This window comes from Hymenobacter koreensis, from assembly GCF_039541855.1.
In the GTDB taxonomy this organism is placed as follows: Bacteria; Bacteroidota; Bacteroidia; order Cytophagales; family Hymenobacteraceae; genus Solirubrum; species Solirubrum koreensis.
The window spans coordinates 601,631-614,162 of record NZ_BAABHA010000001.1; the positions used below are offsets into that span (position 1 = coordinate 601,631).

General features: G+C 59.2%; 12 protein-coding genes. 5 read left to right on the forward strand and 7 right to left on the reverse strand.

Annotated elements, in window-relative coordinates; translation table 11 throughout:
• Nucleotides 1-306 precede the first annotated feature (306 nt).
• Together ABD903_RS02715 and ABD903_RS02720 are read left to right on the forward strand one after the other, a co-directional pair.
• Complete coding sequence (locus ABD903_RS02715) at nucleotides 307-891, forward strand: Crp/Fnr family transcriptional regulator (protein ID WP_345221150.1); 585 nt, start codon at nucleotides 307-309, stop codon at nucleotides 889-891.
• 98 nt (nucleotides 892-989) lie between these two features.
• Nucleotides 990-1,367 carry a DUF4260 domain-containing protein gene (locus tag ABD903_RS02720; protein ID WP_345221152.1) on the forward strand — a complete coding sequence of 126 codons (378 nt, stop codon included), beginning with the start codon at nucleotides 990-992 and terminating at the stop codon, nucleotides 1,365-1,367.
• Nucleotides 1,368-1,511: 144 nt separating this feature from the next.
• Here ABD903_RS02720 and ABD903_RS02725 read toward each other — a convergent pair whose 3' ends face one another.
• The 6 genes from ABD903_RS02725 to fabG form a co-directional block, all read right to left on the reverse strand.
• A complete protein-coding gene (locus tag ABD903_RS02725; protein WP_345221154.1) occupies nucleotides 1,512-2,456 on the reverse strand; it encodes a pseudouridine synthase in 945 nt (314 codons plus the stop codon).
• 10 nt (nucleotides 2,457-2,466) lie between these two features.
• On the reverse strand, nucleotides 2,467-2,910 hold the full coding sequence (locus ABD903_RS02730; protein ID WP_345221156.1) for a hypothetical protein: 444 nt from the start codon (nucleotides 2,908-2,910) through the stop codon (nucleotides 2,467-2,469).
• 91 nt (nucleotides 2,911-3,001) lie between these two features.
• Nucleotides 3,002-3,283, reverse strand: a complete 282-nt coding sequence (locus tag ABD903_RS02735) for a GIY-YIG nuclease family protein (RefSeq protein WP_345221158.1) — start codon at nucleotides 3,281-3,283, stop codon at nucleotides 3,002-3,004.
• Nucleotides 3,284-3,402: 119 nt separating this feature from the next.
• Complete coding sequence (locus ABD903_RS02740) at nucleotides 3,403-5,478, reverse strand: VWA domain-containing protein (protein ID WP_345221160.1); 2,076 nt, start codon at nucleotides 5,476-5,478, stop codon at nucleotides 3,403-3,405.
• Nucleotides 5,479-5,595: 117 nt separating this feature from the next.
• Nucleotides 5,596-5,784 (reverse strand): C40 family peptidase, encoded by a 189-nt coding sequence (locus ABD903_RS02745; protein ID WP_345221162.1) that lies wholly within the window; start codon nucleotides 5,782-5,784, stop codon nucleotides 5,596-5,598.
• 671 nt (nucleotides 5,785-6,455) lie between these two features.
• Nucleotides 6,456-7,205 carry a 3-oxoacyl-[acyl-carrier-protein] reductase gene (fabG, locus tag ABD903_RS02750; RefSeq protein WP_345221163.1) on the reverse strand — a complete coding sequence of 250 codons (750 nt, stop codon included), beginning with the start codon at nucleotides 7,203-7,205 and terminating at the stop codon, nucleotides 6,456-6,458.
• 154 nt (nucleotides 7,206-7,359) lie between these two features.
• Here fabG and ABD903_RS02755 point away from each other — a divergent pair, with 154 nt between their 5' ends.
• Both ABD903_RS02755 and ABD903_RS02760 read left to right on the forward strand, forming a co-directional pair.
• A complete protein-coding gene (locus tag ABD903_RS02755) occupies nucleotides 7,360-9,705 on the forward strand; it encodes a TonB-dependent receptor (RefSeq protein WP_345221165.1) in 2,346 nt (781 codons plus the stop codon).
• A 5-nt stretch (nucleotides 9,706-9,710) separates the two neighbouring features.
• Entirely contained in the window at nucleotides 9,711-10,547 is an 837-nt protein-coding gene (locus ABD903_RS02760; RefSeq protein ID WP_345221167.1) for a DUF4249 domain-containing protein, read from the forward strand.
• 110 nt (nucleotides 10,548-10,657) lie between these two features.
• On the opposite strand, the gene ABD903_RS02765 is transcribed toward ABD903_RS02760, so the two are convergent.
• Nucleotides 10,658-11,500: a purine-nucleoside phosphorylase gene (locus ABD903_RS02765; RefSeq protein WP_345221169.1), complete on the reverse strand. Its 843-nt coding sequence runs from the start codon at nucleotides 11,498-11,500 to the stop codon at nucleotides 10,658-10,660.
• Nucleotides 11,501-11,608: 108 nt separating this feature from the next.
• On the opposite strand from ABD903_RS02765, the gene ABD903_RS02770 reads away from it, so the two are divergent.
• Nucleotides 11,609-12,505 carry a PKD domain-containing protein gene (locus ABD903_RS02770; protein ID WP_345221171.1) on the forward strand — a complete coding sequence of 299 codons (897 nt, stop codon included), beginning with the start codon at nucleotides 11,609-11,611 and terminating at the stop codon, nucleotides 12,503-12,505.
• Nucleotides 12,506-12,532 lie beyond the last annotated feature (27 nt).

A 12,532-nucleotide genomic window follows, 5' to 3' on the forward strand; every position in this document is an offset into this window, starting at 1 on the left:
GCTTTTAGCGGCCGCGAAGGGTTTACAAGACGCGTACCAGCAACCCAAACGCCGTTTTTTGCTGCCAGAATGTCACCGCAAGCGCGGACTTGCGGCGAAGTTTCTGCCGGAAGCGGTTTGTACGGAATTGGGAGTGAGACAGATATTCAGACCCTGACGGAAGTCCCCGGCGTAGGAGCCTGTGCAGGGGCATTGAGTTGTTGGTGACGTTACGACGTCTACGCAGCGGGTACCAGCACGGGGCAGTATGAGTTGCGAAACAGTGCCAAGTCATTTCATTTGGTAGGGGAAGTTACTTTTGCCCGCATGCACCCTTTGCACGCCTACCTGCTTCGTTTCGTGCCAAGCCTCACCGAGGCCGAATGGGCTGCATTGGCAGCCGCGTTGCGAACTGAACGACTGGCGCGTGGAGAGTATTTCGTGCAGGCCGGGCAGTACCGGCCGCAAGTAGCGCTGGTGCTCAGCGGCGCGCTGCGGCTCTTCTACCCACGCCCCGACGGCGAAGAGCGCACCACCTATTTCTTCTTCGAAAATCACTTGTTGGCCGACTACCCCGGTTGCCTCACCTGCCGGCCCAGCCAACTCAGCATTCAGGCTCTCACCGAGGCTGAATTGGTGGTGTTCGACTACGCTGTGCTGCGCGACCTGTACGACCAGTTTCCGGCGTACGAGCGGTTTGGGCGCCTCGTGGCGGAATACCACCTGCTGGGCACCGATGCGCGTTTGGTGGAACAACTGCTGCTGTCGCCCGAGGAGCGGTACCGGGCGCTGCTGGCGTCGGGCAAAACCAAAATTCTGGAGCGCATTCCGCAGCACTTGGTGGCCAACTACTTGGGCATTACGCCGGTGTCGCTGAGCCGCATCCGGGCGCGGGTGGCGCGGGGAGGTTAGGGCTGGTCTTTTTTTTAGCTTTTGTTATCGTCGGCCGGTGGTCGGCAGCCGGATCTTTGGGGTGTTGTTTCTGTTTCACCTCACAGGTTGCTGACGCCATGAAAACTACCCTGAAAATCGAGGAATTGGCCGAGTTGCTGCTCGCCGTAGTGGTCTTTTCGCAGCTGCCCTACGCCTGGTGGGTGCTGCCCGCCGTGTTCCTGCTGCCCGACCTGAGCGCCTTGGGCTACCTGGCTGGCCCGCGTCTGGGCGCACTGAGCTACAACCTGTTTCACCACAAAGTCCTGGCTGTGGCGTGCGGCGTGGTTGGCTGGTTGTTGGGCATGCCTGTGGTCATGCTAGCCGGTACCGTGCTCTTCGCCCACGCCGCCTTCGACCGCCTGCTGGGTTACGGCCTGAAATACCCAACCAGCTTTCAGGATACGCACTTGGGGCGCATCGGGCAGGGTAGATTGCCGGCGGGCCAAGTTGCTTAACCGCTTACCCGGGCCTTTGGCGCGTGCCTCTTATTTCTTTTTGCGGCACGCGGGCGGGGACGGTATTTTTCTCTGTAGAACGCTCTGCTGCCCGCCTAAACGGCCGCCGCATCAGCCGCCGGCTAGGCTTTGGTAGCCGCAAACTCATTTGCCGCGGCGCGGCGGCTTGGCAGAAGGCGAAGCCGGGCGCCCCGACGAAGGCCGGCCGGCACCAGGACCGCCGGTTTTTCCTGTGCTCCGGGGCGCAATGCCACCGGGTTTGCCGCCACGCGGTGCGCCGCTGGCCGATCGGCCACCCCGGGTTGCACCTGCCGGGCCATCGGCCTGCCGGCCGCCTGAGCGGCCGGTGCCGGTGCCGCTGGTTTGGCGCTTGGGTCCGCGGCTCGGGCCCGATTTTTCAAAAGCTCTGCGGGCCCGGGCAGCTTTTTCAGCGGCTAGCTTTTCCTCAAAGTTGGGGTCGTACTTCTGGGTGGGCTTGCGGCGGGCGTTGGCGGGGCCTTCGTTTTCGGGCGTGTCGGCCACGGCCATTTTCAGCTCCTGCACTTCGGCGGGCGTGAGGTCACGCCATTTGCCGGGCGCTAGTTTCTCTAGTGTGAGGTCGGCCAGTTTTGCCCGAATGAGTCGCAGGGTGGGGAAACCTACGGCGGCGGTCATTTTGCGTACCTGCCGGTTCATGCCTTCGGCGATGGTCAGCTCAAGCCAACTGGTGGGAATGGCGGCGCGGAAGCGCACGGGCTTGCTTCGTTCCCAGAGCTGCTCGGGCTGTTCGGGCAGCATTTCCACTTTGGCCGGGGCCGTAAACCCGTCGCTGATTTGTACGCCGCGGCGCAGCTGTTCCAGCGCTTCTTCGGTGGGAATACCTTCCACTTGCACCCAGTAGGTTTTGGGCACCTTGTAGCGCGGCTCGGCAATGCGGAACTGCAGTTGCTTGTCGTCGGTAAGTAGCATCAGGCCCTCGGAGTCGTAGTCGAGGCGGCCGACGGGGTAGACGTTTGGCACCTGTACCAGCTCCTTGAGCGTGGCCCGGCCTTTCTCGTCGGTGAACTGGGGCAGGACTTCGAAAGGCTTGTTGACGAGAATGTAGCGCATGGGGTGTTTTTTAGAGGCCGTATTCGTTCCACAGTACGACTTCCTTCGTGATTGAATCGAAGTCGCCGGCCAGTACAAAGTTCCACCCTAATTCGATAGCACGAACAGACCACGCCATTTCGTTAATGGCTTCCGGCGTAAATCCAGACTCTGTTGCAACCCATTCATTGAACTTTCGGCCCTGTGTGAGTAGGTCACTAACAGCGTGAACCAGTACTCGATCAATGACTTGCGCTTTGTCTGCATAAGCAGTTGCCTCTGGCGTTCCACTGTTTAAGTACTTGTTAATGACTTCATAACACTCCAGTATATTGTCGGCCAGCGGCTTTACCGGACGAAAGACTTTTTTGTCGCTGATGAGGTAGAGCGCGTGCAAAAATTCCTTATCCGTATGCTTCTCTTTGGGCAAGCCTGAGTGGCGCAGGAGTTGTTCGAGGGCGGTGGGGTAGTCCATAGTTGCTTGTTCTGTCATCTGCTTCTCCATTACCTTTTTGTTCTGTCATCCTGAGCAAAGCGAAGGACCTTATCAGGCTTGTGAAATCAGTTTACGGGACCAAAAATTCACGCTGCGGATTGAGGGTGTCGATCAGCGCATCCTTCTTGGTCCGCGTCCAGCCTTTCAGTTCTTTCTCGCGGGAAATGGCTGCCATAGCATTCTGGTGAGCCTCGAAGTAAAGCAGATTATAGCAGAAGTAGCGCCCCGCGAATGTTTGCGCCTGACCGCGGTTTTCGTAGTGCTGCGCTAAGCGGGTGGCTAAATTGTTCGTCACCCCAATGTATAGAACGGTCTTGGCGGGGTTGGTGGTGATGTAGACGTAGTAGGCCACCGTATTAAAGAAAGTAGGCTTAATATAAGTGTTTGTTCAAGTGTGATAAGGTCCTTCGCTTTGCTCAGGATGACAGAATGGGCAGATGGGATGTGTAGACTGACAACAGCGCATTGCGGCTAAATACTGCCTGAGTACCGCCGAATAACCCATTCCGCCGTGGCCAGCGCCATAATCAACGCGAACAGCCACCATTCGTCAATGAGGTTCTTTTCCTCTTCCTGCGTGTGCAAAACCGGCTTGAACTTGGCCTGCAACAAGCGCTGCTCCAGTTGCTGCAGCTGCTGCGGGTAATAGAGCTGCCCGCTGGTGCGCTGTGCGAGTTGGAAGAGCGTGTTGTGGTCGGCGCGGGAGGCGGTGGCCTCTAATTGCTGATCCTGCACCAGTACCTCGCCACGGTCTTCCTGGGGCTGACCGGCTACGGTGGCGCGGGCGGTGTAGCGGTAGAGGCCGCCGGGCAACTGGCCCAGGTGCAGCACGCCGCCGTCCTGGCGGTTGGTGAAGGAGAAGGAGCGGGGGCGGTTCTGCTCGTCGGTGAGGGTGAGGCTGATTTGCTGGCCGTACACGCGCTCAAACACCGCGTTGTAGGTTTCGGCGCCGAAAGTCACGTCGTCCTGGGTACTGAAAGCGTCCTGCGTGGGGTACACATCGAGGCGTTTGCGGCGGCTGTCTTGGGTGAGCAGCTGCAGCAGGCGCGTGAACAGGCGGTCGTAGGTGTCGGCGCGGTCGTCGTGGGTGGCGGCTTCCTGCAGGCGCCACTGCCAGCTGCCATCGGTGAGCAGGGTGGCCTGGCGCTGCCCGGCCGTTCCGCTTACTACCAGCAGGGGCTTGGTGGTGCGGCTGCGGCCGGCTTGCTGGTACAAAATAACCTCGCCCCCGCCGCCCAGGCGAGCGTCGTTAACCGACACAGCAGTTGGCGGATACTCACCCAGCCGGGCCACGGCATCGGGCTCCAAGGTGAAACGGGTAAAGCTGCTGTTTACGGCGGGCGTTGCTTCGGCGTTCTGGCTGCCCGACGTTACGCGCAAACCGGTGCCAAGGGCGTTGTAGGCGCTGAAATCAGACTGCGAGCCAAGGACGTACAAAGCCGGCAGATTGCGGCTTCGTACGTATTGGAGCACGTCGCGCGCGGCATTGGTACGGCTGGGTAATTGGTGCAAAATGGCCACGTCGTAGTCCTGGTCGGCGCGCAGTGGAGCGAGGCCGGGCACTGCCAAGGTCACGTCAAAGTTGTCGTTGCCGAGCAGGGCGGCGTTCAGGGCCTTTAGATCGGGGTGGGGGGCGGCACCGGCCAGCAGCACGCGCAGGCGGCCTTTTACGATGTCGATGTAGGCGTTGCGGTTGTTGTTGAGCACGGTAAACTCGCCGGGCTGCTGCTCCACCAGCACCTCATAGCGGTGCTTGCCGGGCGCGGCGGCCGTGAGCAGAAACGTGGTGCGCTGCAGGCGGCGGTTGGGTGCCAGGGTCACCTTCTGGCGGGCCAGCACGCGGCCGTTTTCACGCAGCACCACCGAGGCCGTGCCGCTCGTGAAGCCGTCGTAGCCAATTTCGGCTTCTACCGGAAAACGGTTGCCGCTAAAGGCCACGCGGTTGTAGCGCAGGTCGGTTACGCGCAAGTCCCGGCGTGGAATAGTGTCGCCGAGGGCCAGCGGGAAAATGGGGTGCGTGAATTCGGCGAAAACCGGCGGGCGGCCTTCGTTGGCGAGGCCATCGGAGGCTAGTACTACGGCGGCGAGGTTGCGGCCTTCGTAGCCGGTTTGCAGGTCGGTGAGGAGGCGGTCGAGGTTGGTGGCGGGCTGCTGGAAGCGGGTTTGGGCGAGGCGGGCCGGCGCGGCCGTATCCAGGGTGCGTACGGCCACGTCGTAGCCGGCGTCGCGCAGGCGGGCCGTCATGGCATCGAGGCCGGCCAGGGTTTGGCGCAGCGCGGCCGTATCGGGCGAGAACAGCGGCACCGACTGCGAGTCGTCCACGGCCAGCACCACTACCGGGGCTTCGGTGGTGGTGGTGGTTCGGCGCAGCACGGGGCCCAGCAACAGCCAGCACAGCAGGCTTACCAACGTAAAGCGCAACGCAGCGAGGCCGTAGTTAACGGGCTTGCTCCACGGGGCTTTTTTGGAGTAGAGCAGGGCCGCATAGCCCGCACCTACCAGCAGGCACAGCAGAATAAGCCAGGGAGAAGAGGCAGAGAAGATCAAAGACAGCTTAAACAGTCAGATGGAGCACAAAGAACCCGTGTGCAAGCTAAACAGTTGCGTGCGGGTGGGCGCTTCGCTAATAAGGAAAGCGAAGGTAGATGGTTGCAGGCATTGACCTTATTGTGTGACGACCGTCACTAATTCTTCGCTTTCCAGCATGCGTACCGGCGAAATTACTTTTTCGGTCAGCGGCAACCGCTTCCCGTATCGTTCGGACATTTTCTGCTGCACGGCCGGGTGGCTGAGGTCGAACTCGCGCAGGGTTTGCAATTGGCCGATTTCGCGGCCGGTGGCCTGCTTGTACATCTGCGGCGGCCCAGATCATCAAATCCAGTTGGCAGAGCTGCCGATTCAAACGCCACGATATTGGGTGCAGCGGTAGATGTACCTTTTAGGTTATAAGTACGTTAGTAAATTTCAGATCGTTTTTGAGTAAATTAATACGACAGGCAGAATTATGCCAATAACCCAAAATAAAAAATTAAACACGCCGTCTTTCATTAATCTGATATTCATAGACCAAAAACTATCATGGGGGTTGTATTCAAATAACCTGATAAAGCAGTATTGCATAATTTTATATATTATAACCGACAGCAAAGGTATTTTTAATAGTAATACTGATTTCGAGTGTGGCAGAAGATTTTCTTTGTCTATTATGGTGGCAACTGTGAAGAAAATAACGTCGCATGTTACGATCATAAATAACTTTGTTTTTTCATCAAACCAGTGTCTCCAGTAAAGAAGTATTATTTGAGTATTTATTCCGATAAATGCGAATAGTAAATCAATCATATGGTTCTGGTATTAGTTTGTTAAATGACGATGCCAAGCGGTGAATAAAAAACATCATGCCGAGCGCAGCCGAGGTATCTCGCTTGCTTAACCGGATAATAAAGTAACTATCTAGCATCAGCACGCGAGATGCCTCGGCTCCGCTCGGCATGACGTTCGGTTTGCAGAGCGGCGCTGCCGTATTACGTCAGCATGCCGCCATCTACCTGCAGCACTTGGCCGGTGATGTAAGCCGAGTTATCCGAGGCCAGGAAGGCAGTGGCTTTGGCCACATCATCAGGAGTACCACCGCGCTTGAGCGGAATGGCCTTGCGCCACTCGTCTACCTGCTTGGGGTCGAGGGCGTCGGTCATTTCGGTTTCAATGAAGCCGGGCGCAATGGCGTTGCAGCGGATGTTGCGCGAACCCAGCTCCAGCGCAACCGACTTGGTGAAGCCAATAATGCCCGACTTGGAAGCGGCGTAGTTGGCCTGGCCGGCGTTTCCTTTAATGCCTACTACCGAGGTCATGTTGATGATGCTGCCCGATTTGGCGCGCATCATGGGCTTGGTGGCGGCTTTGGTGAGGTTGAATACCGATTTCAGGTTCACGTTCAGCACCGAGTCCCACTGCTCCTCGCTCATGCGCATCAGCAGGCCGTCTTTGGTAATGCCGGCGTTGTTCACCAGAATATCCAGCTTGCCGAACTCAGCAACCACGTCGTCGATGAGCTTTTCGGCCTGGGCGTAATCGGAGGCGTCGGAGCGGTAGCCCTTTACCTTGGTGCCGTGTTCGGCCAGCTCCTGTTCGAGCTGCTGGCCTTTCTCCACGCTGGAAAGGTAGGTGAAGGCCACTTGGGCACCGAGTTGGGCGAAATGCTGGGCAATGGCCCGGCCAATTCCTTTGGAAGCGCCCGTAATCAGGGCCACTTTTCCGTCGAGCTGTTTGGTCATAAGGGCGAAGATAAAGGAAGGCCCCGTTTGGGCCCGCATGCGCTGGTACCGGGATGCAACCTTTCGATGTTTAGGCCGACTCAAACTAAACGGTGTGTCTGGGCGTTAGCCACTGGTTCGTAGCTGTTCTTTGCGCCGGACCACCCGTCACCGTATGCATCGTTCGATTCCACCACGAATTACCCTCTTCCTGTTTTTCCTGCTGTTGCCCGTGGCCGTGTGGGCGCAGGCGACCTACAAGCTACGCGGTACCGTACGCGGTACCGACGGAACGGGCCTGCCCGGCGCTAACGTGGCTGTATCGCGGCTGGGCCTGGGCACGGCCACCCAGCCCGACGGCAGCTTTGAGCTGGACTTGCCTGCGGGCCGCCATCAGGTACTGGTGTCGTTTATCGGCTACCAAACCACCACCCAGGAAGTAAACCTGCGCCAGCAAGACCAGCGGCTCGATGTGGTATTGCCCACGGCCGGCAACGAGCTGGGCGAGGTGGTAATCGAAGGCTCGGGCACCTTGGAGCAGAAGCTGAACACCACCCAAATGGGCGTGGAGCGCCTCACGGCCCGCGAGGCCAAGCTGCTGCCCGCCTTGTTCGGCGAAGTGGACATCCTGAAAACCCTGCAGCTGAAGCCCGGCGTGCAAAACGGCGGCGAAGGCACCAGCGGCCTGTTCGTGCGCGGCGGCTCGTCCGACCAAAACCTCATTCTGCTCGACGACGCGGTGGTGTACAACCCCAACCACCTGTTCGGCCTGTTCAGCACTTTTAACTCCGATGTGGTGCAGTCCGTAGACCTGTATAAATCGGGGTTTCCGGCGCAGTACGGCGGGCGGCTCTCGTCGGTGATTGACGTGAAAAGCCGTGAAGGCAACGCCGAGCGGTTTGGCGTTAGCGGCGGCCTCGGACTCATTTCCTCGCGCCTGGCGGTGGAAGGCCCCATTGTGAAAGACAAGGGCGCGTTTATTCTGGCCGGGCGCCGCACTTATTTCGATGTGTTTACGCGGCAGATCAACCGCCTCAACAAAGACACCGAGGACTACAACCCCATTCCCGACTACTATTTCTACGACCTCAACCTGAAGGCCAACTACAAGCTCGGCCAGAAGGACCAGGTGTTTTTGAGCGGTTACTTCGGCAACGACGTGTTCGGCTTTAACTCTACCAACGGCTTCAACTTTGATTTTAAGTGGGGCAACCGCACCGGCACCGTGCGCTGGAGCCACGAGTTTTCGCCCAAGCTCTTCACCAATACCTCCGTCACCGGCTCGCGCTACGTCTACGACATCACCAACAAGCTCGACCAGTTCAGCTTTGGCCTAAGCAGCAACATCCGCGACTGGACCCTGCGCTCCGATTGGGAGTGGCGCCCCGCCGATAGGCATGTGGTGCGCTTCGGGGCCAGTGGTACGCTGCACCGCTTTGGCGTGGGTAGCTTGCGGGCCCGCGCCGAGGACAACTCGCTGAACATCGGACAGGATATCAGCTACGATGGGCAGGAGGGAGGCATTTACGCCTCCGATAACTTCACCGTGTCCGACAAATTCGCGGTGGATTACGGCCTGCGTTTGTCCGGCTTCCGGTCCGGCTCGAACGAGTACGGCGGGGTAGAGCCGCGCCTGGCCACGCGCTACAGCCTCACACCCAACCTGGCTGTTAAGGCCAGCTACGCGCTCATGTACCAATACGTGCACCTGGTGTCGAATTCGGGCGCCTCGCTGCCTACGGATATCTGGTACCCCTCGCGCCTCTCGGCCCGGCCGCAACGCTCGCAGCAGGTTTCCACGGGCGTAAGCTGGCTGCTGTTCGATGGCAAGCTGCTGTTCACTAACGAGGTGTACTACAAGTGGGCACAGCGTCAGATTGACTTCCGCGACGGCGCCCAGCTGTTCGTTAACCCCGACCTCGACTCGGAATTCCTCTACGGCACCGGCCAGGCCTATGGCAACGAGGTGTACCTGGAAAAGAAAAACGGCCGCACCACCGGCTGGATCGGCTACACGCTGGCCTGGACCAACCGCGAGTTTGCGCCCCAGCGCGGCGGACCGGGCATTAACCAGGGCCGCACATTTTACCCCACCTACGACCGTCGCCACAACCTTACCGCGGTGCTTATGCACCAGCTCACCGACCGCGTGAGCCTCACGGGTTCCTTCGTATTCACCTCGGGCAACCCTACCACCTTGCCCGCGGCCCGCATTGCGGTGCAGGACGTGGCCGGCACCGACCTGGAAATCGTGCCCGTGTACCCCGACCGCAACTCCTACCGCCTGCCCAGCTACCACCGCCTCGATTTGGGCGTGGTGTACAAGCTCCGCCCGCGCCCCTGGGCCCGCGAGTCGGACCTGACGCTGAGCGTTTACAACGCCTACAGCCGCCGCAACCCTTATTTTATCTTCTTCGACGAGGTGAAGAACGAAGACACCGACCAGGTGCTAAGCTACCGTGCCCGCCTGGTGTCGCTGTTCCCCATCATTCCCTCCATCACCTACAACTTCAAATTCTAATGCCCATGCCAAGCTTTCGAACCAGCCTGCGAGGCCTGCTGCTGGCCGCCAGCGTCGCGTTGGCTTCGGGCTGCGACCTGCAGCAGGATATTGATGTGGACCTGCCGGAGTTTCCGCCCCAGCTGGTGGTGGAGTGCTACCTCGAGCCGGGCCAGGTGCCGCAGCTCACCGTGAGCGAAACCGTGCCTTACCTGAGCGCCCCCACGCCAGCCGTGCCCGCCGACGTAACAGCCGTGCTGACCGGGCCCAGCGGTCAGCGGGAAACCCTGCGCTTTGCTCCCGGCCAGAACGCCACCACCAAAAAGTTCTTTACCCACACCGGGCGGCGGGCCCTCCCCATCCGGCCCGGCGACACCTGGCAGCTGGAAGTAACCGACACCAAGGGCCGCCGCGTAACCGGCACGGCCACCATGCCGGCCATCGTGCCCATCGACACCCTGGAATGGCGGTTCAACAACGAGCCTGCGCCGCGGCGCAAAGCCTTGGTGCTGATGACGTTTCAGGATCCGCCCGGCACCGCCGATTTCTACCGCTTCCAGATTCACCGGAATGCGCTGTCCGACTCCCTGCGCGCCCTCGACCGCGAGTTTGAGGACCAACTCTTCGATGGCCAGCGCATTCCCATGGGCACCAGCTACGAATTTTCGCCCAACGATACGCTGCTGGTTACTTTCTACCACGTCGATAAGCCGTACTACACTTTCCTGCGCTCCATCGACGACGCGCAGGATGCCAACGGCAACCCCTTTGGGCAGCCCGCGCAAATCCAGAGCACCGTGCAGGGCGGCATTGGCGTGTTTGCCATTCTCAGCTACCAGCGCCGGAAAATTATTCTGCGTTAAGCTGCTGCAAATAAGCTGCGTGGGTTACTCTTTGTAAACAGCCCGACCTAAAACCGAAAGCCCGGTTTCACCGCAAGTGAAACCGGGCTTTCGGTTTTAAATCAGCCGTGCTACTCTGCCGTCAGCACGGCTTTGATGAGGGCGGTGAGGCGCGGTTCGGCCTCGGCGGCGGCGGCCAGAATGTGCTGAATGTTCACCGGCTTGAGGTTACCGGGGCTGGCCAGATCAGTAATCACGGATACGGCCAGCACCGGCAAATCCATGTGGCGGGCGGCAATAACTTCGGGCACAGTGCTCATGCCCACGGCATCGGAGCCAATGGTGCGCAGGTAGCGGTACTCGGCCGGGCTTTCCAGCATGGGGCCGGGCAGGCTGGCGTACACGCCGCGGCGTACGCGGTTGGCAAAGCCCAGCTGCGCGGCGGCGGCTTCGGCGCGGGCCAGCAGGGCGTGGCTGTAGGGCTCGAACATGTCCGGAAAGCGCGGGCCCAGCTCGTCTAGGTTCGGGCCCACGAGTGGGTTGGTGGGCTGCAGGTTAATGTGGTCGTCGATGAGCATCAGGTCGCTGATGCCGAAATCGGGGTTCAGCCCGCCGGCGGCGTTGCTCACCAGTAGCTGCGTAATGCCCAGCAGCTTCAGCACCCGCACCGGAAACACCACTTGCTGCATGCTGTAGCCTTCGTAGAAGTGAAAGCGACCTTGCAGCACGGCTACTTTTTTGCCTCCCAGCTCGCCCAGAATCAGGCGGCCGGCGTGGCTTTCCACCGTCGAGAGCGGGAAGTGCGGAATGTCGGCGTAGCTCAGGCTGTGCTGCACCGCTACCTCCTGCACCAAGGCGCCCAGGCCGGTGCCAAGGATAATGCCGTAGTCGGGCTGGAAGGAATCGGTGCGTTGCTGAATGAAGGCGGCAGCTTCATGGAGCTGCTGGAGTTGCTGGGCGGCGGGGAGGTTCATGTGTGCAAAGAAAGCAATAGCAATTCTGTGATGTTTGCAGAGAGCTTAGATAGGATTAGAGGTTTATTTTTAAAGTGTACATTGGATTCGGTTTAAAAAAATAACACTATGAAAACGGTATACAATGTTTTGCTTTTTATTGGTGTATTTACGGCGTTAAGTGCCTGTAAAAAAGATACTAACAAGCCAGAAGACGAGGACGGGGACCCCAAGCCGGTGGCTGCTTTCGCCTGCATAGGGCCTTTCGGCGAACAGGATTCAACGCGTTTTACAAACTCTTCGTCGAATGCCGTTAGCTACCTCTGGAACTTCGGCGACGGCACCACTTCCACCGCACGCACGCCGGCTCACGTATTTCGCCGGGCGGGACGCTACACCGTCAAGTTGAAAGCCAGCGGTGCCGGTGGGGTCGACTCCTCTGCTACCGATGTGGTTATTCTGGCTAAGCCACTGGTGTCTTTTTGGAACATGGGCCCCTCTAGCGCTGGGGACTCTATGCATTTCCAGAACCGGACCATTGGGGGTACCAGCTACCTCTGGGACTTTGGCGACGGTGGTACGTCAACGAGGTTTTCGGCGGCTCATCGATACCAGCGGGCTGGGCGGTACACTGTTAGGCTACGGGCTACCGGCAGCGGCGGCTCGGCGGAAAATACGATGGCGGTGAATGTGTTCACGCCTCCCAGAGGGTACACGTGCAATTGCAAGGTATATACGAGCGCGAGAGCAGGAAATTCCAGCGTCGTTCGCCTGCCGGATGAGGATATCGTGATTGGTGGTTCCAGAAACGGCCGGATTGAGTTCAAAAACGTTAGTTACGACTCCATTAATGAAATTGTCATTGGGGGCGTTAGTCAAGTCTACTATCGGTCTACTGTCTATGCCGCTTCTATGGGTGGCGATGCCAAGCACTACCCAAAAGGCGACAGCATTAACGTTTCCTACTACAGCGGAGGCATTGCAGGAGGTGGAAGCCAGGTGTTATACAAATGTAAAATACGTTAAGCTCAGCGCCTACTTAAGCCGAGAGGC

Coding starts and splice junctions, on each gene's coding strand:
- ABD903_RS02715 (WP_345221150.1), top strand. CDS start 307: ATGCACCCTTTGCACGCCTACCTGCTTCGTTTCGTGCCAAGCCTCACC.
- ABD903_RS02720 (WP_345221152.1), top strand. CDS start 990: ATGAAAACTACCCTGAAAATCGAGGAATTGGCCGAGTTGCTGCTCGCC.
- ABD903_RS02725 (WP_345221154.1), bottom strand. CDS start 2,456: ATGCGCTACATTCTCGTCAACAAGCCTTTCGAAGTCCTGCCCCAGTTC.
- ABD903_RS02730 (WP_345221156.1), bottom strand. CDS start 2,910: ATGGACTACCCCACCGCCCTCGAACAACTCCTGCGCCACTCAGGCTTG.
- ABD903_RS02745 (WP_345221162.1), bottom strand. CDS start 5,784: ATGTACAAGCAGGCCACCGGCCGCGAAATCGGCCAATTGCAAACCCTG.
- fabG (WP_345221163.1), bottom strand. CDS start 7,205: ATGACCAAACAGCTCGACGGAAAAGTGGCCCTGATTACGGGCGCTTCC.
- ABD903_RS02755 (WP_345221165.1), top strand. CDS start 7,360: ATGCATCGTTCGATTCCACCACGAATTACCCTCTTCCTGTTTTTCCTG.
- ABD903_RS02760 (WP_345221167.1), top strand. CDS start 9,711: ATGCCAAGCTTTCGAACCAGCCTGCGAGGCCTGCTGCTGGCCGCCAGC.
- ABD903_RS02765 (WP_345221169.1), bottom strand. CDS start 11,500: ATGAACCTCCCCGCCGCCCAGCAACTCCAGCAGCTCCATGAAGCTGCC.
- ABD903_RS02770 (WP_345221171.1), top strand. CDS start 11,609: ATGAAAACGGTATACAATGTTTTGCTTTTTATTGGTGTATTTACGGCG.